Origin of the sequence: Paraburkholderia unamae (assembly GCF_003268775.1) — a bacterium.
GTDB lineage: Bacteria > Pseudomonadota > Gammaproteobacteria > Burkholderiales > Burkholderiaceae > Paraburkholderia > Paraburkholderia unamae.
Genome location: NZ_QLSU01000012.1, coordinates 188830 through 208719, shown reverse-complemented (window position 1 = coordinate 208719; position 19890 = coordinate 188830). Strand labels below are relative to the sequence as shown.

At 66.8% G+C, this 19890-nt stretch carries 18 protein-coding genes and 1 riboswitch; of the genes, 8 read left to right on the top strand and 10 right to left on the bottom strand.

The window, feature by feature from the left end; translation table 11 throughout:
• Nucleotides 1-29 precede the first annotated feature (29 nt).
• From C7401_RS21275 to C7401_RS21265, 3 genes are all read right to left on the bottom strand, one after another.
• Nucleotides 30-1139: a PhoH family protein gene (locus C7401_RS21275; protein ID WP_112173361.1), complete on the bottom strand. Its 1110-nt coding sequence runs from the start codon at nt 1137-1139 to the stop codon at nt 30-32.
• 50 nt (nt 1140-1189) lie between these two features.
• A complete protein-coding gene (miaB, locus tag C7401_RS21270) occupies nt 1190-2563 on the bottom strand; it encodes a tRNA (N6-isopentenyl adenosine(37)-C2)-methylthiotransferase MiaB (RefSeq protein ID WP_112173360.1) in 1374 nt (457 codons plus the stop codon).
• Nucleotides 2564-2860: 297 nt separating this feature from the next.
• On the bottom strand, nt 2861-3832 hold the full coding sequence (locus tag C7401_RS21265) for a LysR family transcriptional regulator (RefSeq protein WP_112173359.1): 972 nt from the start codon (nt 3830-3832) through the stop codon (nt 2861-2863).
• Nucleotides 3833-3968: 136 nt separating this feature from the next.
• Between C7401_RS21265 and C7401_RS21260 the strand changes: the two genes are divergently transcribed.
• The 4 genes from C7401_RS21260 to ribB all read left to right on the top strand — a co-directional run bounded on the left by C7401_RS21260 (nt 3969) and on the right by ribB (nt 7748).
• Nucleotides 3969-4400: a VOC family protein gene (locus C7401_RS21260; protein WP_112173358.1), complete on the top strand. Its 432-nt coding sequence runs from the start codon at nt 3969-3971 to the stop codon at nt 4398-4400.
• A gap of 37 nt (nt 4401-4437) precedes the next feature.
• Nucleotides 4438-5625 (top strand): MFS transporter, encoded by a 1188-nt coding sequence (locus C7401_RS21255; protein WP_112173357.1) that lies wholly within the window; start codon nt 4438-4440, stop codon nt 5623-5625.
• 189 nt (nt 5626-5814) lie between these two features.
• Entirely contained in the window at nt 5815-6543 is a 729-nt protein-coding gene (locus tag C7401_RS21250) for a helix-turn-helix domain-containing protein (RefSeq protein WP_112173356.1), read from the top strand.
• Nucleotides 6544-6679: 136 nt separating this feature from the next.
• A riboswitch (FMN riboswitch) is annotated at nt 6680-6853 on the top strand.
• A gap of 166 nt (nt 6854-7019) precedes the next feature.
• A complete protein-coding gene (ribB, locus tag C7401_RS21245; RefSeq protein ID WP_112173355.1) occupies nt 7020-7748 on the top strand; it encodes a 3,4-dihydroxy-2-butanone-4-phosphate synthase in 729 nt (242 codons plus the stop codon).
• A 96-nt stretch (nt 7749-7844) separates the two neighbouring features.
• On the opposite strand, the gene C7401_RS21240 is transcribed toward ribB, so the two are convergent.
• Complete coding sequence (locus C7401_RS21240; RefSeq protein WP_112173354.1) at nt 7845-8531, bottom strand: HAD family hydrolase; 687 nt, start codon at nt 8529-8531, stop codon at nt 7845-7847.
• 242 nt (nt 8532-8773) lie between these two features.
• On the opposite strand from C7401_RS21240, the gene C7401_RS21235 reads away from it, so the two are divergent.
• The gene (locus C7401_RS21235; protein ID WP_112173353.1) at nt 8774-9151 is read left to right on the top strand and encodes a hypothetical protein; all 378 of its coding nucleotides are present in this window, start codon (nt 8774-8776) and stop codon (nt 9149-9151) included.
• A gap of 311 nt (nt 9152-9462) precedes the next feature.
• On the opposite strand, the gene C7401_RS21230 is transcribed toward C7401_RS21235, so the two are convergent.
• On the bottom strand, nt 9463-9660 hold the full coding sequence (locus C7401_RS21230; protein ID WP_028205977.1) for a hypothetical protein: 198 nt from the start codon (nt 9658-9660) through the stop codon (nt 9463-9465).
• Between the two features lie 653 nt (nt 9661-10313).
• Between C7401_RS21230 and C7401_RS21225 the strand changes: the two genes are divergently transcribed.
• Nucleotides 10314-11147, top strand: a complete 834-nt coding sequence (locus C7401_RS21225; protein WP_308012633.1) for a ferritin-like domain-containing protein — start codon at nt 10314-10316, stop codon at nt 11145-11147.
• A gap of 123 nt (nt 11148-11270) precedes the next feature.
• On the opposite strand, the gene C7401_RS21220 is transcribed toward C7401_RS21225, so the two are convergent.
• The 4 genes from C7401_RS21220 to C7401_RS21205 all read right to left on the bottom strand — a co-directional run bounded on the left by C7401_RS21220 (nt 11271) and on the right by C7401_RS21205 (nt 16203).
• On the bottom strand, nt 11271-12923 hold the full coding sequence (locus C7401_RS21220; RefSeq protein WP_112173352.1) for a DEAD/DEAH box helicase: 1653 nt from the start codon (nt 12921-12923) through the stop codon (nt 11271-11273).
• Nucleotides 12924-13177: 254 nt separating this feature from the next.
• Nucleotides 13178-13798, bottom strand: a complete 621-nt coding sequence (gene trhA, locus C7401_RS21215; protein WP_112173426.1) for a PAQR family membrane homeostasis protein TrhA — start codon at nt 13796-13798, stop codon at nt 13178-13180.
• Nucleotides 13799-14129: 331 nt separating this feature from the next.
• Entirely contained in the window at nt 14130-15425 is a 1296-nt protein-coding gene (locus tag C7401_RS21210; RefSeq protein WP_112173351.1) for a c-type cytochrome, read from the bottom strand.
• A 22-nt stretch (nt 15426-15447) separates the two neighbouring features.
• Nucleotides 15448-16203, bottom strand: coding sequence for a c-type cytochrome (locus tag C7401_RS21205; RefSeq protein WP_112173350.1), 756 nt, complete (start codon nt 16201-16203; stop codon nt 15448-15450).
• Nucleotides 16204-16733: 530 nt separating this feature from the next.
• On the opposite strand from C7401_RS21205, the gene C7401_RS21200 reads away from it, so the two are divergent.
• Entirely contained in the window at nt 16734-17660 is a 927-nt protein-coding gene (locus C7401_RS21200) for a CopD family protein (RefSeq protein ID WP_112173349.1), read from the top strand.
• Nucleotides 17661-17875: 215 nt separating this feature from the next.
• Here the strand turns inward: C7401_RS21200 and dgoD are convergent, their stop codons facing one another.
• A complete protein-coding gene (gene dgoD / locus C7401_RS21195) occupies nt 17876-19024 on the bottom strand; it encodes a galactonate dehydratase (RefSeq protein ID WP_112173348.1) in 1149 nt (382 codons plus the stop codon).
• Between the two features lie 67 nt (nt 19025-19091).
• Here dgoD and C7401_RS21190 point away from each other — a divergent pair, with 67 nt between their 5' ends.
• A complete protein-coding gene (locus tag C7401_RS21190; protein ID WP_112173425.1) occupies nt 19092-19847 on the top strand; it encodes a FadR/GntR family transcriptional regulator in 756 nt (251 codons plus the stop codon).
• The last annotated feature ends 43 nt before the right edge of the window (nt 19848-19890 follow it).

Genomic DNA, 19890 nt, shown 5'->3' with positions numbered 1-19890 from the left:
AGATCAGCGAAGCGGGACAGACCACGGCGTCAGCGCGCGTCGCCAACGTTTTCGTCTCTTTTCGAGTGCGCGTCGTAAGCCTCGACGATGCGCGCGACGAGCGGATGGCGCACCACGTCCGCACTCGTGAAGTGCGTGACGGCGATGCCGCGCACGTTCGCCAGCACATGCTGCGCCTCGATCAGGCCGCTCTTGTGGCCGCGCGGCAGGTCCACCTGGGTGGTGTCGCCGGTCACGACGGCCTTCGAGCCGAAGCCGATACGCGTGAGGAACATCTTCATCTGCTCGGGCGTGGTGTTCTGCGCCTCGTCGAGGATGATGAACGCGTGATTGAGCGTGCGCCCGCGCATGTACGCGAGCGGCGCGATTTCGATCATCTGGCGCTCGAACATCTTCGCGGTCTTGTCGAAACCGAGCAGGTCGTAGAGCGCGTCATAGAGCGGGCGCAGATACGGATCGACCTTCTGCGCGAGGTCGCCCGGCAGGAAGCCCAGACGCTCGCCCGCTTCCACGGCCGGACGCGTGAGCACGATGCGCTTGACCTGGTCGCGTTCCAGCGCGTCCACGGCGCAGGCCACGGCGAGATAGGTCTTGCCGGTGCCGGCCGGGCCGATGCCGAACGTCACGTCGTGCGAAATGATCTGCTTGAGGTACTCGCGCTGCGCCGGCGTGCGCCCGCGCAGGTCGGCGCGGCGCGTGTAGAGCTTCGGGCCGAGTTCCTCGACGTCCACGCCTTCGCGCGCGGGCTCGTCGAACGGGTGGTCGGGGTCGCCGCGAAAACGCGGGTCGATTTCCGTGGCGTCGTTGCCGCCGTTGCCGCCATTCGCGTTGCCGCGCAGGCCGCCGTTGCCGTTGCCGCGCGGGTCGTTCGCCGCGTGGCGTGCTTCGACGAGCGCGAGCTGAATGTCGTCGACCGACAGCGGGTCGCGTGCCCGGTTGTAGAAGTTTTCGAGCGCCGCGAGCGCGAGCCTGGCGCCGCGCCCGCGAATGCTGATGCGATGGCCGCGCCGCGCGAGCGTGACGTCGAGCGCTTGCTCGATCTGCCGCAGGTTTTCGTCGAGCGGGCCGCAGAGGTTGGCAAGCCGCGCATTGTCGTCGCGCGGCGCGTTGAATTCCAGATGCTGCTGATTGGGCTTCAAGGTGTCTCTGAACTCCTGAATTCCGATACTGGGTAGGCGATTAACGGAGATTAATGCGCGAGCGTCGAAGCGTCTTCGTGCGTGAGCACGAGTTCGCCGCGCAGCGAGTGCGGATACGCGTGGTTGATCTTCACGTCGATCATCTGGCCGATCAGGCGCGCGTGCGAGGCGAGCGGCGCCGGGAAGTTCACCACACGGTTGTTCTGCGTGCGGCCCGACAGTTCGCTCGGGTCCTTGCGCGAAGGGCCTTCCACGAGAATGCGCTCGACTCGGCCGACCATCGAATGGCTGATACGCGCCACGTTTTCTTCGATCGTGGCCTGGAGATGTTGCAGGCGCTTGAGCTTCACTTCGCGCGGCGTGTCGTCGGAGAGGTTCGCGGCGGGCGTGCCCGGACGCGGGCTGTAGATGAACGAGAAGCTCGTGTCGTAGCTCATCTCCTCGACGAGCGCCATCATCTTCTCGAAGTCCTCTTCGGTCTCGCCGGGGAAGCCCACGATGAAGTCCGTGGAGAGCGACAGGTCAGGGCGGATCGCGCGCAGTTTGCGGATGATCGACTTGTATTCGAGCACGGTGTAGCCGCGCTTCATCGCCATGAGCACGCGGTCGGAGCCGTGCTGCACCGGCAGGTGCAGGTGGCTCACGAGCTTGGGCACCTTCGCGTACGTGTCGATCAGGCGCTGCGTGAATTCCTTCGGGTGCGAAGTCGTGTAGCGGATCCGCTCGATGCCGGGGATCTCCGCGACGTACTCGATCAACGTCGCGAAGTCGGCCACGTCGTGCGCGCCGTTGGTCAACGCGCCACGATAGGCGTTCACGTTCTGGCCGAGCAGCGTGACTTCACGCACACCCTGGTCGGCGAGGCCGGCGATTTCGGTGAGCACGTCGTCGAGCGGGCGCGAGACTTCCTCGCCACGCGTGTACGGCACGACGCAGTAGCTGCAATACTTCGAGCAGCCTTCCATGATCGAGACGAACGCGCTCGGGCCTTCCACGCGCGCGGGCGGCAGATGGTCGAACTTCTCGATTTCGGGGAAGCTGATATCCACCTGCGCGCGGCCCGAGGCGCGGCGCGCGTCGATCATCTGCGGCAGGCGGTGCAGCGTTTGCGGGCCGAACACGAGGTCCACATACGGCGCGCGCTGGACGATCGCCGCGCCTTCCTGGCTTGCCACGCAGCCACCCACGCCGATCAGCAGGTTCGGGTTCGCTTCCTTGAGCTCGCGCACGCGGCCCAGGTCGGAAAAGACCTTTTCCTGCGCCTTTTCGCGCACCGAGCAGGTGTTGAAGAGAATGACGTCCGCGTCTTCGGGGGTGTCCGTCTTCACGAGACCTTCGGCAACGCCGAGTACGTCGACCATCTTGTCGGAGTCGTACTCGTTCATCTGGCAGCCAAAGGTCTTTACATAAACTTTCTTGGTCATCGGGTTTCGCCGTTCGCAGTGGTTGACCTGGGGGCGTCGTCCGCTTGATGCGCGCGCGTGATGCACGGTCTGCACGTCAGGACTACGGTGTTTTATGGGGGTCGAATCGGGCGCGGAAGACCGGCTACGAGACCGGCGTTGGCATCCTCTTTCTGGCCATGCGCGCCTCGCGATCTGGGGCGTTCCGCTTTGCTTTTCGCTTCTTTTTGCCGACGCATTTGCCGAGGTATTTTCCAGGGCCGAAGGGCATTCGACACGACGGATGCGTCTGCGGATCGCTTTGCGCGCAATCGGACATTATAGCCGTTTGCGCCTTCGGCTTTGCGTCGCCTCGGCGGGATCCGTGCAGGGCACGAGCGCCTCCAGCTCCCCCGAAGTCTGCGCGAAACGCTCGGTCAGGAAATCGAGCAGCACCCGCACGCGCGGCGCGAGAAAGCGGTTGCGGTGATAGAGCGCGTGCAGCGGCGCGTCGGGGTAGCGCCACTCGGGCATCACGGTCGTGAGACGCCCGGCGCGCAGGTCGTCGGCCACGTCCCAGATCGACTTCACCGCGAGACCATAGCCGCACAGCGCCCACTGGCGCACGACTTCGCCATCCGTGGATTCGAGCGCGCCGTCGAGCGGCACGGTGTAAGTCTGCGTTTCGTCGCCGCGCGTGAAGCGCCATTCGTTCACCGGCCCCGCCGCCGAGCCGATCACGATGCAGTCGAAGCGGGCCAGATCGTTCGGTTCGCGCGGCTCGCCGTGGCGCGCGAGGTACTTGGGCGAAGCGCACAGCACCCGGCGGTTCGGCGCGAGCCAGCGCGCGACGAGCGAGCTGTCCTGCGGGGTGCCGAAACGGATCGCGAGATCGATGTCTTCGAGCACGAGGTTCGAGATCGAGTCGGTCAGCATCAGCGAGAAACGTACGTCGGGGTAGCGGTCGCGAAACTCGTCGAGCCAGGTCATCAGCAGGTTGCGGCCGAAGTCCGAGGTCGCGGAAATGCGCACCTTGCCGCGCACCGCGTTCTGGCCCTCCTGCAAGGCCGCCTTGGCGTCGTCGAGCGAGCGCAGCGCGTGCTCGCTACAGGTGAGGTAGACGCGGCCTTCGTCGGTGAGGCGCAGCTGGCGGGTGGTGCGGTCGAACAGGCGCGCGTGCAGTTCCGCCTCCAGCCGCGCGAGCCGCGCGCTTGCCGCCGCGGGCGTGAGGCCTAGCTTGCGGCCCGCCGCGGAAAGGCTGCCGAGGCGTGTCGCCTCCACGAAAAGGCGCACGTCGCCGAGATTGTCCATCGCGCGATTATTAGAAAAAGATTGAAAATGCTTCAAATGCTACGCCAATTATCAAAATTGCGCGTAAGCCCGACAATGCGCGTGTTTTCAGGACAACTGCCGCGCCGGGCCTTCCGCCGGGCGCGCCCTACACGCCATGCAACTCGATCACGTCACGCTCGTTACGCCCGACCTCGAAGGGACGCGCCGCTTCTTTTGCGACATCGTCGGTCTCGACGACGGCCCGCGTCCGCCATTTCGCGTGGACGGTCACTGGCTCTACGCGAAGGGCAGCGCGCGCGTGCCGCTCGTGCATCTCGTCGATGCGACCGTGCCCGCGCAACCGCCCGCGCTCGTCGCGCCGCGCATCGACCACGTGGCGTTTCGCGTCGCGCCCGGCGAGGCGTGGCGCGCGCTGTTGCAGCGGCTCGCCGCGCACCGCGTGCCGTACCAGGTCGCCGAAGTGCCCGCGAGCGCCGAGGTGCAGCTTTTCGTGGCGCTCGCGCCGGGCGTCGTCGTCGAGTTCGTGACGTCGTCGCCGGTTGGCGCGCCTGCCGGCGTGCAACCGGGTGCACCTGAATCCCACTGATATCCACTGAATCCAAGGCCGATTTTCGGAGATTTCCATGCCTATCCCCTTGCTTGCGCTGGCGATCAGCGCCTTTGCCATCGGCACCACCGAGTTTCTCATCATGGGCCTGTTGCCCGACGTCGCGCGCGATCTGCACGTGACGATTCCCGCCGCCGGCCTGCTCGTGACCGGTTATGCGCTCGGCGTGGCGGCCGGCGCGCCGCTGCTCGCCGCGCTCACGAGCCGCATGCCGCGCAAGCTCGCGCTGCAACTGCTGATGGGCGTGTTCATCGTCGGCAATGTGATGTGCGCGGTCGCGTCGGACTATTCGCTGCTGATGGTCGCGCGCGTCGTGGCCTCGTTCGCGCATGGTTCGTTCTTCGGCATCGGCGCCGTGGTGGCCGCCTCGCTCGTGCCGCAGGAAAAGCGCGCGAGCGCTATCGCGCTCATGTTCACCGGCCTCACGCTCGCCACGGTGCTGGGCGTGCCGTTCGGCACGGCCATTGGCCAGCAGTTCGGCTGGCGCGTGGCGTTCTGGATCGTGAGCGGCCTTGGCATGATCTCGCTGATCGGCGTGAGCGCGCTCGTGCCGAATCAGCACGACAGCGGCCCGATCGGCCTCGGCCACGAAGTGCGCGTGCTGCGCGACCCGCAGGTGTGGCTCGCGCTCGGCATGACCGTGCTCGGCTTTGGCGGCGTGTTCGTCGTGTTCACCTATATCGCGCCGATTCTCGAGCAGGTGAGCGGCTTCTCGCCGCGCGGCGTGACGCTCATGCTCGTGCTGTTCGGCGTGGGGCTCACGTTCGGCAACACGCTGGGCGGCAAGCTCGCGGACCGCGCGCTGATGCCCTCGCTCATGGGCATTCTGGTGGTGCTCGCCGTGGTGATGGCCATCTTCACGAAGACGAGCCATGCGATGTGGCCGGCCGCCATTACCGTGTTCGTGTGGGGCATCGCTGCGTTCGCGACCGTGCCGCCGCTCCAGATGCGCGTGGTGGCGAAAGCCGCCGCGGCGCCGAATCTCGCATCGACGCTCAACATTGGTGCGTTCAACGTGGGCAACGCGATGGGCGCGTGGATGGGCGGTCTCGCCATCGCACACGGCGTGGCGCTCGACTCGCTGCCGTGGGTGGCGGCGGTCGTCTCGCTCGCGGCGCTCGTGCTCACGTGGGCGGCGGCGCGGCTCGACACGCGCGGCGCGTCGGTGCGCGGGGCGAACGTGGCCGTGGGACAGGACGCGTGATGCTGGATCACGCTGCATGACGCGCCGATCCGGCTTATGCGCACAGCGCGAAAGCAATCCCGGAATCGCGCTCTGCAATGCTGATAACAGTGTGAAGATAACTTCGTTGGGCGCGGCAAATCGCAATGCTAGTCTTGCCTCCATTCACGCTCTTGCGCCGCTTCTCACGCGGCTAGCCCGGAGGCAGCCATGCATTCACCCCTCGCGCTCGTGCGCGACGCGCAGCCCAACCATGTTGCGCACACCGAAGGACCTAACGACACTTTCGAGACGCTCGAGCATCTCGTGGGCGTGAACCTCGCGCGGCTGCGCGCCGAGCGCCAGCTTTCGCTCGATGCGCTCGCCCGCGCCTCGGGTGTCTCGCGCGCCATGCTCGCCCAGGTGGAGTCGGCGCGCAGCGTGCCGTCCATCAAGGTGCTGTGCAAGGTGGCGGCGGCGCTCAAAGTGTCGGTGTCGGCGTTCCTGCGTCGGCATGCCGTGAACGGTTTCGAGCATCTGCCTGCGGAGCGCGCGTCGCGCCTCGTAAGCGCCGACGGCCGTTATTCGGCGCGCGCGCTTTACCCCGAAGGCGAGCCCGCCACCGCGGAGTTCCACGAACTGCGCATTGCGCCTTTGCATACGGAGCCCGGCGTGCGCCGCTCGCCGGGCACGACGGTGAACCTCGTGGTGAGCGAGGGCACGCTCGAAGTGAGCGTGCACAACCGCCGCCAGTTGCTCGCGACCGGCGACGCGATCGTGTTCGACGCCGACCAGCCGCACAGCCTGCGCAACCCCGGCGACACCGAGGCGCGCGTGTTTCGCGTGACGCTCAACGCCGAGACGCCGCCGCGCTGGGACGTGCCCGCCGCGCCGGCGGTCGCCGAAAGCGAGCCGGCCGAGGTGAGCGCCGTGACGGCGGTGGCGGCGCAGCCCGCATGAAGCCCGTATGAACCCGTTCGTAGCCATGATGCGTCGCACAAAACCGGTTTCGAGAAAATTGTCTAGTCGTACTTTTTCCCGCTGCACGCAATCGCAGCCCGTTGTATCCTTTGCCCGCCGGTTGATCCGGTAATCAGTGCGTCTTCAGGGCGGGGCGAAATTCCCCACCGGCGGTATGCCGGCCGCGCCGCAAGGCAAGGCCAGCGAGCCCGCGAGCGCCTGCGCGAGCCTCATGATGTGATGCGCAGGGTCAGCAGATCTGGTGCGATGCCAGAGCCGACGGTCAGAGTCCGGATGAAAGAAGATGTGCAGATGGTCATGTTTGCCCATGCGCCGCGGCGCTTCGGCCCATGCCTGTGCGTCCCCGTTCCATCGGGGAGCGCGGCGTGTCTGCCGGACGACGCGCGCCGGGGATTCCTGTCTGTTTGCAATGCCCTGAAACGTTTTTCGCCTAACTCTTGCGAGGAGCGTTTCACATGTCCCTTACTGCCAGTTCCACTTTCGCTTCGACTTCCGGTGCGCTGCCCGACGCCGCCGCCGACCTCCCGTTCCTCGATGCCGAGCCGGTGCCCCCGCGCATCGCCGCCGCGCTCGACGCCATGCGCGAGGGCCGTCCGGTCGTGCTGCAAGACGACCACGACCGCGAGGACGAAGCCGACCTGATCGTTGCCGCCGAGCGCCTCACGCCTGAAACGATGGCGCTCTTTATCCGCGAATGCAGCGGCATCGTCTGCCTGTGCCTCTCGGACGAGAAGGTGCGCGCGCTCGAACTCCCGCCCATGGTGGCGCACAACGAAAGCCGCAACCGCACCGCGTTCACGGTGTCGATCGAAGCGCGCGACGGCGTGAGCACGGGCGTTTCGGCCGTTGACCGCGTGACGACGATACGCGCCGCGATCGCCCCGAACGCCAGGCCCGCCGACATCGTGCGCCCCGGCCACGTGTTCCCGCTGCGCGCGCAGAAGGGCGGCGTGCTGGCGCGCCGCGGCCACACCGAAGGCACGGTCGATCTGGCGGTGCTCGCGGGCCTGGCGCCCGCCGGCGTGCTGTGCGAGCTGATGAATCCGGACGGCACGATGGCGCGCGGCAAGCAGGTCGACGACTTCGCGAAGCTGCACAACCTGCCGGTGCTCTCGATTGCCGAGCTGGTGGCGTTCCGCGAGTCGATCGCGGCCGCGCGCGAGCGCTGCGCCGAGCCTGCTTGATCAACGCTCAAGTAGCGGTTTGACGGACGCGGCGCCGCCTGGCGCCGCGTCGCGTTTTCATCGAAGCTGTGCGCCTGCTTCGCACACAGCGTTGCCTCACGACTGCACGTCGCCGAATTCGCCGCGCACGCCGGCCTCGACGAGCGCCGGCAGCTCCTCCATGCGCGCCATGATGCGCGTGATGCCCATCTCGCGCAGCACGTCGGCATAGCCCGACGGGATATGGCTCGCGCCCACGAACGCGATCGTCTTCATGCCCGCCGCGCGCGCGGCGTTCAATCCCGAAATGCTGTCCTCGACAACGACGCAGCGCGCCGGCTCCACGCCGAGCTGCTTCGCCGCGTGCAGGTACACGTCCGGGTAAGGCTTGGGCCGCGCGACCTGCTCCGCGCTGAAAATGCGCTCGCCGAAGATCGTGTCGAGCCCGGCGCGGCGCACCGAAGCGTGCACGCGCGTGAGGCGGCTGTTCGAAACGACGGCGGCGGGCAGCGCGACCTGGCGCAACGCGTCGCGCACGCCGTTGATCGGGCTCACCGATTCGGCGATGGCGGCTTCGCAGCGATGCTCGATCGTTTCGAGAAAGTCCTCGGGCATCGTGAGATTGAAGCGCGCTGCGACGTCGGCGAGAAAGCGCGAGGTCTGCTGCCCGAACGCCGCATTCACGGCGGCGTGGAAATCGATGCCCGGAAAGGTGCTGCTGAGCGTTTCGAACAGAACGCGGTCGGCGATGACTTCGCTGTCGACGAGCACGCCGTCACAGTCGCAGATGAGATGGTCGATCATGCGTGATACGTAGGGCGAGAGGCGGGGCGACGCGCGGCAATCGACCCGGCGCGACGCCTCGCGCCTGAGCGGCGGGAGGGTGGAAACCCCCAATGATACGTGCTTTTGCGCGGGGGTTTGGGCACCGCGCGGCGCGTTCGCCCAGGCCGCGCGGCCAGGCTGCCGGGTGCGCGGCTCGGTGCGACAATAGCCGCGTCAGGATGCAACCGTTCTAACCAGTCGAAAACGAAAACGAGGCAATCATGCGTGGATTTGCGTGGATCGGCGCGGCCGTATTGCTCGCGGGGTGCGTGGGCGCGCCGCCGGGGCCGCAGGGCGGGGGGCGCGCGCCGTCGCTCGCCGCGTTGCAGCAGATGTGCGGCGGCGAGGCCGTGGACTTTGGCGCCTACGCGCCGGGCGCCTATTCGGCCATTCTCGACGCCTGGGTGGCCCAGCGTCGTGGCCGCCTGCCCCAGGCCCAGTTCTGCGGCTTCCAGGCCGAACTCGCGAAGCAGTACGCCACGCTTGGCAAGAGCAGCGACCAGGCGGCGCGCAACCAGTGGATTACCTTCCTCAACGACCAGCGCGCGCAGGCGCTAAGCTGGCGTGCGGCAGCCGACCCCACGCTGCGGGCGGGCTAATCGGGCAACGAGGCTGTCGCGGGTATTGCGCGTAGCGTGCACATGGGCGCCGCAGGGTGCGTGCCGACACGCGCGCGGCTGGGCACGGCACGCGAGGAACCTTGGCGCGAATGCGCAAAAAAATGGTCACGCGGGCATGAAGCGCGCGGGTCCGCGTGACCATGCACTGCAGGCGCGTACGTCTACTGCCGTGCGCCTGCATCGGGGATGTGCCCGACCGGGCGGGCTTGCGGACGACCCTCGCGTCCGCGCAAATCGATAGGGGGCAATGGAGCCTGTGGCTGGGCGGGCGCGCGGCCCGCTGGCTCAGGCTACGAACACCGTTTGATGGCGCGCAACGCGGAGTCGCCGATTTCGGTTAATCGCCATTGCTGGAGGCCGGAGGCGAGGCGCTCCAGTTGGACGAGCTGTCGTTCGAGCAGGGCGTCCAGTTCTTCTCGTTCCATGTCGAGCTGGTTGGGGGCGTCCTGCACTAGCAGCAGGGTGGCGAATTCATGCGGACTCAGCATCGTTCTCTCCGTGTTGCCGCATCAGAGGTCGCCGGTTGCGGCCCGCAGGGCGGCAAGGCGACAGGAATGCGGTGGTGTGAGCGAAAGCCTGCGACCGAGCAGATCGTCTGGCCGGAGGGACCGGCCGTCCGGGCCGCTTGTGCGCGGCCAAAACGGCATCCAGCCCGGGATCTGCCACGGGGAACTGGAGTGTAGTCAACGGCGCAGCGTTGTACAAACCACGTCCCGAAAATATTCCCTTTGACATTCGTGCGAGCCATCGGCGGTGTCACAAGCCGTCGGGATTCGCGATTTCACTTGAAGTTCGTGTCGCGCCGCGGCGAGCCGTGCCCTATCCGGAATGCATCGCGGGCTTTCCTGTGCCGTGCGCGCTTGTGGGCGATGGCGGGCGATGGCGGCAGCCGGTTGCGCGCATCAATTCCGCCGCCGCGACGCATGACGCCGGGCACCGAAATTGTTTGTTTCCGGAACTGTGCCGAGCAGGCCCGGTCTGTGCTCTGTGACTGCAACCACGCTAAACAACAGCTAAGATGCAATAAGGATGGCTGGTAACTTTCGCCACACGCAACACGCGCGGCATGCGGGGCCTCGGGGGGCCTCCGGTCATGCGCGAGGCGGCGTGAGCGTAGCTACCGCTTCGGGAGTACGACACAATGCGCAATGAAAACGAGCCTCGCCATGTGATGCCCTGGCGCATCGAAGACATCGATCTCACCCGCATCGACCGTCAACGTGCCGCCGCCAATGAAGACCTGATGCTCCTGCTGTGCGCCTCTTCATTCATCGAAAGCGGCTCCGATCTTTACACCAGCAACCTGAGCGTGTTCTTCAACGGCGACCCCGAGGTCTCCGAGTGGCTCAACCGTGAATGGGAACCCGAGGAGCTTCAGCATGGACGCGCGCTGAAGACCTACATTCAGTACGTCTGGCCTGAGTTCGACTGGGACGCGGCGTTTCAGAGCTTCATCGACGAGTATTCGAAGACCTGCTCGTTCGAGGAGTTCGAACGAACGCGCGCGCTCGAAATGGTCGCGCGCTGCGTGGTTGAAACGGGCACCGCCACGCTTTACCGCGCCATCGGCGAATGCTCGAACGAGCCGGTGCTCAAGGAAATCACCGACAATATCCGCAGCGACGAAGTGCGTCACTACAAGCACTTTTTCCGCTATTTCAAGAAGTACAACCAGATAGAAGGTCACGGCCGCCTCGCCGTGCTCGGTGCGCTCATGCGCCGCGTGATGGAGATCAAGAACGAAGATTCCGAGATCGCGCTGCGCCATGTGTTCGCGGGCCGCTATCCCGACCGCGTGCGCGACGACGCCTACAATCGCGAGCTCACTGCGCGCGTGAACAAACTCGTGCGCCACAATCTTTCCGCCGACATGTGCGTGAAGATGCTGCTCAAGCCGCTCAACCTGCCCGCGAAGATCCAGCCGGGCGTGCATTATCCGCTCGCCAAGATCACGCAGCACGTATTCTTCCGCTAGTTCCGCTATTCCGCTCACGCTTCGGCGAGCGCGAAAACGACAAAGCCCGCTGCAAGGCGGGCTTTGTCGTTTCGTGGCGCAGGCCGGTCAACGCAGGGTGGACCGGCTCGGCATCACGCGGGATCAGCGATCGCGCTGACCGTTGCCGTCACGGCGGGAATTGCCGCCGGGGCGGCCGCCGAGCAGCGCGCCCGGGTTGCCGCCTTGCTGCTTGCGTTGCGGGCGGCCCAGCGCGCTCTCGTGCGAGACGCCGCGCTGGCTTTCGCGGCGCGTATGGTCCGCGCGTCCGCCTTGCGCGCCGTGATTGGCGCCTTGCTGCTGCTTCACCGGCTTGGCGGTGCGCACGCCGTTCGAGGCGGGCTTGGCCTGGCGCTGACCGCCGTTGCCGCCGCCAGTGGCTGCATGCGCGCGGTTGCCTTCGCGACCACTGTCACGGCCACCTTCGCGGCTACCTTCGCGATTGCCGCCGCGCGAGTCACGCGATTCGCGCGGCTCGCGTGCTTCACGCGCCTGCGCCGGCCGGCCGCCGTTCGCGCCGTTCGACGCACCGCGGCCTTGGGCCTGGCCTTGCCCTTGTCCCTGACGCGGCGAGCGGCCTTGCTGGCTGCGGCGCTGGATCGGCTCGGGCTTGGCGTTCGGGTCCGGCTCGAAGCCCGCGATGACCTCTTGCGGCACCGCGCGCTTGATCAGCTTCTCGATGTCCTTGAGCAGTTGATGCTCGTCCACGCACACGAGCGAAACCGCTTCGCCCGTCGCGCCCGCGCGGCCGGTGCGGCCGATGCGGTGCACGTAGTCCTCGGGCACGTTCGGCAGGTCGTAGTTGACCACGTGCGGGAGTTGGTCGATATCGATGCCACGCGCCGCGATGTCGGTGGCCACGAGCACTTGCAGCGTGCCGTCCTTGAACTCGGCGAGCGCGCGCGTGCGTGCCGACTGGCTCTTGTTGCCGTGAATCGCGAGCGCGCTGATGCCGTCCTTCGTGAGCTGCTCGGCGAGGCGGTTCGCGCCGTGCTTCGTGCGCGTGAACACCAGCACCTGGAACCAGTTGTGCTGGCGGATCAGATGCGTGAGCAGGTCGCGCTTGCGGTCGCGGTCGACGGGGTAGATCTTCTGCGCAACCGTTTCGGCCGTGGTGTTGCGGCGCGCGACTTCGATGAGCGCGGGCGAGTCGAGCAGGCTGTCGGCGAGCGCCTTGATCTCGTCGGCGAAGGTGGCCGAAAAGAGCAGGTTCTGGCGCTTGGGCGGCAGCTTCGCGAGCACGCGCTTGATGTCGTGGATGAAGCCCATGTCGAGCATGCGGTCGGCTTCGTCGAGCACGAGGATCTCGAGCTGCGAGAGGTCGATGGTCTTCTGCTGCATGTGATCGAGCAGACGACCGGGCGTCGCGACCACGATGTCCACGCCGCGCCGCAACGCGTCGATCTGCGGATTGATGCCCACGCCGCCGAACATGACGGTGGACTTGAGCTTCAGATACTTGCCGTAGGCGCGCACGCTTTCTTCGACCTGGGCGGCGAGCTCGCGCGTAGGCGTGAGGATCAGCGCGCGCACCACGCGTTTGGCGCCCGCGGCGGGCGGCATTTGCGAGAGGCGTTGCAGGATCGGCAGCGTGAAGCCTGCGGTCTTGCCGGTGCCGGTTTGCGCGCCGGCGAGCAGGTCGCCGCCGCCGAGCACGGCGGGAATCGCTTGCGCCTGGATCGGCGTGGGCGTGGTGTACCCAAGTTCGTTGACTGCGCGGACCAGCGGTTCGGACAAGCCGAGAGAATCGAAAGACATAAAGACCTGTTGTATTGCAGTGGCGCGAGCAGCTTGGCGCAGCCCGAAGGCGCGCTGCGAAACGTGGAGCGCCGCCCGGCGAAATGATCCGCCCGGCGCCTCGCGCTCCCCTCGCGTTGTTCGGACGGCGCGCCAGTGCGCGCGCCGCGTTTTTTCTTGAGCGGACGGTCTATCAAGACTCGTCGTCTGGCGTTAAGTTGCATCGCGCGGTCGCGGACACTGCGGCGACCATGCGAAGCCTTCACATTGACGCGTCACGCGACGTAGCGCGCGACGCTCACGAACTGACAGACGCTCCCGGCGAGCACGAACAGATGCCAGATCCCATGTCCGTGCCGGATGCGTTCGTCATTGACGAAAAAATAAATGCCGGCGCTGTAAATGAGGCCGCCTGCCAGCAGCCACGCCGTGCCCGCCGCCGGCAATGCCTCGACGAGCGGGCGGACCGCGACCACCGCGAGCCAGCCCATGACCACATAGAGCACCATGGAGAGCGCTCTCGTGCGCCGCCCGAGCGTGAGCTCCTGCACGATGCCGAGGACCGCGAGCCCCCAGCTCACGCCGAAGAGCGACCAGCCCCAGGGACCGCGCAGCGTCACGAGCGTGAACGGAGTATAGCTTCCCGCGATCAGCAGATAGATTGCGGCATGGTCGCACTTTTGCAGCACCGACTTCAGCCGCACGCCGCGCACGCCGTGATACAGCGTCGAGATCGTGTACAGCGCGCACAACATCGCGCCGTAGACAGCGAAGCTCACGACCTTGTACGCGTCGTGATCCAGCGCCCCGAGCGTCACGAGCGAGACAAGCCCCGCTATCGACAACATCGCGCCCACGAGGTGAGTAATGCTGTTCAGACGCTCACCGGCGTGCATGACCACCACTCCTTCTTCTTCTTGCCCGTGGCGCGCTTGCGGAACATCGTTCCAGGTCATGCGACACACGGTGCTCGACCGCCTTGTTCAAGATTGCGCCCGACGGGCCACGGAACCGCCTCAACCGCGCGGCCCGGCGCCAAATAGCGAAGGGCGCAGCCCACGTTTTCGCGGACTGCGCCCTTATCAGGCAAACGCCACTATAGCAGCAACGACCTGCCTGGGGCCGCAGTAAGGGCTAAGGCCCCAACGGCGGCCCACCGGACCGCATGGGACCGCAGGGGACCCGAATCAGCGCCAAAGCGCGAACTCGGGTCGGCCGGGCGGTGCGTCAGTCCAGCGGCGACGAGCGCAAATCCGCGACCTGCTGCGGAGACACCGGCGTGCCCTTGTTGCCCCAGGACATGCGGATGAACGTCACGACCGCCGCGACTTCCTGGTTCGAGAGCGACTGCGCGAACGGCGGCATGCCGTACGGGCGCGGATTGCCTCCCGTGCTCGGCGGATAGCCGCCGTTGAGCACCATGCGGATCGGGTTCACAGCCGAATGCATCTGGATCGACTGGTTGTTCGCAAGCGGCGGGAAGTTCGGCGGCATGCCGAGACCGTTCTCCGCGTGGCACTTTGCACACTGGTCATGGTAGATCTTCTGACCTTGCTGCAAGAGTTCGCCACCGAACGCTTCCGACGTCTCCATCTGCATCGTTTCGGGCGCTTCCTTCTTTTGCGGGATGGTCTTCAGGTACGAGGCCATCGCGTGGATGTCGTCGTCCGAAAGATATTGCAGACTGTTGTGGATCACGTCCGCCATCGGGCCGAACACCGCGCCGCGCTCCGAAACGCCGGTTTTCAGGAGGCTCGAAATATCCTTGATGTCCCAGTCGCCGAGGCCGCCTTCGCTGCCCGTGAGCGACGGCGCGTACCAGTTCTGGAGCGGGATCAGACCGCCCGCGAAGGCCGCCGAGTTGACCGGGCCGCCCACCGCGTTGATGGACGTATGGCACATGCCGCAGTGCCCGAGGCCTTCCACGAGATACGCGCCGCGGTTCCACTCGACCGACTTGGTCGGATCGGGCTTGAACTCGCCTTCACGGAAGAACAGCGTGCGCCAGCCGATCAACAGGTTGCGGTTGTTGAACGGGAACTTGAGCTCGTGCGGGCGGCTCGGAATGTTCGCCGGCGGCACCGAGCGCAGGAAGGCGTAGATCGCGTCCGAGTCGGCGCGCGTGACCTTGGTGTAGCTCGCGAACGGGAACGCCGGATAGAGCAGGCTGCCGTCTTTCGAGCGGCCCGTGTGCATGGCGCGATAGAAGTCGTCGGCGCTCCATTTGCCGATGCCGTACTGGTCGTCGGGCGTGATGTTGGGCGTGTAGAGCGTGCCGAAGGGCGTCGCCATCGGCAGGCCGCCCGCGAACATCTGGCCGCCGCGCACCGTGTGGCAGGCGATACAGTCGCCGGCGCGCGCGAGATACTCGCCCTTCTTGATGAGATCGGCCTGGTCGGCGGGCGTTGCGGCTTGTGCGGCGCCGTTGCGCAGGTAGTCGGTGCCCGACCAGAGCACGGGCACGAGTGCCGCGGCGGCGGCCACGATCACGGCGGAAAGTGCGAACAGGGACTTGCGGTTCATATTGGCTGTCTCCCCCGGCGCCTTATTGCGGTTCGCTGCCGCAGGCAAGCGGCGTCTTCAAGGAGCCGGCGGCTGCCGGCACGGGGTTTTGCGGCGCGCTCTGCGTGGAGAGCCAGGCCGCGACCGCGTTGACGTCGTCGTCGCTGAGGCGCGTGGCGACCTCATGCATGCAGTCCGGCGCCTTCGCGTGACGCGAGCCCGAGCGCCATGCGCCGATCTGCGCGCTGATGTAGTCCGCGTGCAGGCCAACGAGACCCGGGATGGCCGGCTCCATGCCGGTGAGCTTCGCGCCGTGGCAGGCCGCGCAGGCGGGCACCTGCTTGGACGGCACGCCGTGCAGCACGATGTCGCGGCCGCGCGCGAGCGTGGTGTCGCTCACCGACGGCTTGGCGGGCGGCGGGTAGGGCGGCCGCTGCTGCGAGAAGAACGTTGCGATCTCGTGCAGGTAGTCGTCGGAGAGATAGGTGACCAGATAATTCATCGGAGGGTACTTGCGGCGACCCTCGCGGAAGTTCATTAGCTGGTTGTACAGGTACTCGGCCGGCTTGCCGGCGAGACGCGGGAAGTAATCGTTGTCGGTGCCCTGACCGTGCGAGCCGTGGCACGCGGTGCAGCCCTGCACGCGCGATTCGATCGTGTCGGGGGCTTTGGGCTGCGGGGTTTGGGCATGCGCAGCGTTGAGAGCGCCGGTCGTCCCGAGCAAAAGTGCTGCTCCCAGAGGCGCGACGAGCGGAATGAGCGGTCGGAAGATACGTCTTGGGGACACGCGTAACTCCATCTTTATCGTGGACCTGACCAGGCTTCGAACGGCCCGGCTTGTAGGCTGCGCGCGATGAAAGCCGAAGACCGTGCGCGCTGCGGCGACGCAGCAGATTCTAGCATTCGGCACCGGTAGTGACCATTTGCCGCATGCGCCGCCGAGGCGGTCTTGCGGCGGAACGTCGCATCGTCGCCGGTTATGATTCTGCACCTGTTCGCCAAACGGTGACACGGGGTTGTCCCGCACCCGCGCCACACTCCTCGCGAGGGTTCATGCCGCGCGCATTGAACCGACAGGCGCGGCGCCTATCGAAGCAGGCACCCGCGCGGATTGTGTGTGCGCCGGGTTTGCGCTGTGATTCCGACGTGTTTCCGTTTGCGTGCGCCTCGTGGCCGCCGCTTCGGCCTTGTGTTTCATGTTGTTTCCTTGCCACTTGTCTCGATGACTCCAATTGCACTTTCCTTACCGTTGCAGCAAGCGCACTGTTCGCCTCCTTCCTCGCTCCGCGAAGCCCGCGGCACCGGCAACCTGCGGGAGGGCGCGGTCCGATGAAAGCTGACTGGCTCTGGATCGGGCAGGTCGCCATGGCGACCCTCGTCAACATTGCGTATGCGTTCGCGCTCGGCTCGGCGTTCTTTGGCGCGTGGCTCGACAAGGACGGCCGCACGGCGGTCGCGCCCGCGCGCCTCGCGTGGCTGCGCGCGCAGCGTTCGTTGCGCGCGTCGGCGTTCGTGCTCGTGGCAGCGCTCCTCATGTGGATGCTCTACGAAAGCGCGTCGATCAGCGGCGAGCCGCTGCCCGGCGCGTTCGGCGTGGTCGGCACCGTGCTTGCGCAAACCCATGTCGGGCACGCGTGGTCTGTCGCGTTCCTGGGCGCGCTCGTGCTGCTCGGCTGCGCGTTCGCGGCGTCGAGCGTGGCGCGCGACGGCGTGCTGTGGCTAGCGCTCATCGCTATCGCGGGGGGCCGCGCGGGCCTCGGTCATGCTGCCGACGCGGGCTTCGCCTCGGCGGCGCTCGGCCTGCATACCCTGCATGTGCTGAGCGCGAGCGCGTGGAGCGGCATCGTCATGGCGGGCGGTCTCGCCGTGCTGCCCGCGCTTGGCGCATCGACCGCGCGCGGCGTGCTGATCCGCACGGCGGGACAGGTGTCGAACGTGGCGATGTTCGCGGTGGGCTTCGTGATCGCGACGGGCGTGTTCAACGCCTTGCGCGGCACCGGCGGCTCGGTCGAGGCGCTGGTGGACAGCGCCTGGGGCCGCGTGCTCCTGCTCAAGTGCGCGCTCGTCGTGCTCGCGCTCGTGCTGGGCGGTTTCAACCGGCTCGTGGCGATGCCGGAGTTGCGCCGTGCGGCGTCGACGGCGGCGGCGCGCCGCTTCGTCAACGTGATCCATCTCGAAGCGATCGTGATGATCGGCGTGCTCGTGGCGGCCGCCGCGCTCGCGCACAGCGTGCCGGGCTACGTGTTGCAGGGCTGAGGCGCGGCTGCTGGCGCTTACGCACAGCCGTGCCGCGGCGCGGCTGTGCGTGAACCGGCTGTGTGCGCAACCGGCTTACGTCGCTCGCCAGGCCCGCGGCGGCATGCGCGGGCAGCGAAAAATCTCGCTAAACGTTACGCCGGCATCATGCGCGGCGCGCAAGGCATCGCGTAACGCGCGACGTCGTCGCCGCGCGTTCCCGCATCACCCCGGCATCACCATTCGGCGACGCTGCCGTCCTCGTGACGCCACACCGGATTGCGCCAGCGGTGCCCGATCTTCGCCATCTCGCGCACCTTCTCTTCGTTCACGTCGACGCCAAGGCCCGGGCCCTGCGGAATCGACACAAAACCGTCTTCGTACTTGAAGACCTCCGGGTTCCTGATGTAGTCGAGCAGATCGTTGCCCTTGTTGTAGTGAATGCCGAGGCTCTGCTCCTGGATGAACGCGTTGTAGCTCACCGCGTCGATCTGCAAGCAGGTGGCGAGCGCGATAGGCCCGAGCGGGCAGTGCAGCGCGAGCGCGACGTCATAGGCCTCGGCCATCGCGGCGATCTTGCGGCACTCGGTGATGCCGCCCGCGTGCGAGGCGTCGGGCTGGATGATGTCCACGTAGCCGCCCGCGAGAATGTGCTTGAAGTCCCAGCGCGAATACAGCCGCTCGCCCAGCGCGATCGGCGTGCTGGTCTGGTTGACGATGTCGCGCAGCGCCTCGACGTTCTCGGAGAGCACGGGCTCCTCGATGAACATCAGCTTGAACGGATCGAGCTCTTTGGCGAGCACCTTGGCCATCGGCTTGTGCACGCGGCCATGGAAGTCCACGCCGATGCCGACATTCGGGCCCACCGCTTCGCGCACGGCCGCGACGTTGTTGATGACGCCTTGCACCTTGTCGAAGGTATCGATGATCTGCAACTCTTCCGAGCCGTTCATCTTCACGGCCTTGAAGCCACGCTCGACCACGGCGCGCGCATTGTTGGCGACATCGCTCGGACGGTCGCCGCCGATCCACGAATACACCTTGATCTTGTCGCGCACCTGGCCGCCGAGCAGCGCATGCACCGGCACGCCATGATGCTTGCCCTTGATGTCCCAGAGCGCCTGATCGACGCCCGCAATCGCGCTCATCGTGATCGGGCCGCCGCGATAGAAACCCGCGCGGTACATCACCTGCCAGTGGTCTTCGATCAGGAGCGGGTCCTTGCCGATCAGGTAGTCGGCGAGTTCGTCGACGGCGGCGGCCACCGTATGCGCGCGGCCTTCGACGATCGGCTCGCCCCAGCCGACGATGCCCTCGTCGGTTTCGATCTTGAGAAAGAGCCAGCGCGGCGGGACGACGAAGGTTTCGAGCTTGGTGATTTTCATGCGGTGTCTCCGAGGGAACAGGGCGCACGCATCGCATGCAGGGCGGATGCCGCGCGTCTTGAGCGCCATGCTACTGCAAAAATCGCTTTTAAGTGCTATTAATAGTATTATTTCGCATCACTTCCCAATATCCAGGAGAACGGCGATCCAACGCGACCTGCACGGCACGGTGGCCTACGAACTTGGCAGCGCGATCCTGCGCGGCGACTACCCGCCCGCGTGCGTGCTGCCGCGCGAGGCCGAACTCATGGAAGCGTTCGACGTGAGCCGCACGGTGCTGCGCGAGGCGCTGCGCACGCTCACCTCGAAAGGGCTTGTGGAATCGCGACCGCGCGTGGGTACGCGGGTGCGCGCCCGCGAGGCGTGGAATCTGCTCGATGCCGACGTGCTCGACTGGTACGCGCGCGTCGCGCCGCCGCTCGCCTTCGCGCTCAAGCTCCAGGAAATGCGCGAGATGATCGAGCCGTTTGCGGCGGGGCTCGCCGCGAGCGCGCACGACGCCGATGCGCTCGCGTCGCTCGCCGGCGCGCACGCGGCGATGGAGCGGGCGCGCAACGTGGACGAATGGGTGCGCGCCGACCTGCGCTTCCATCTCGCCGTGCTGGGCGCCTGTCGCAACGAGTTGCTGGTGCCGCTCGGCACGCTCATTGAGCGCACGCTCGAAGGGCAGTTGCGCGTGAACGCGAAGCGCGCCGAGGTGTTCAACGCGGCGCTGCCCGACCACACCGCCGTGTTCGATGCGATTGCGCGCCGCGACGCCCACGCCGCGAGCCGCGCGATGGCCGCGCTGTTGCGCGTGACGCGCGAGCGTATTGAGGGTTGAGCGGAGGGTTGAGCGCAACCGGCGATGGTTGCCGCCGCAACGA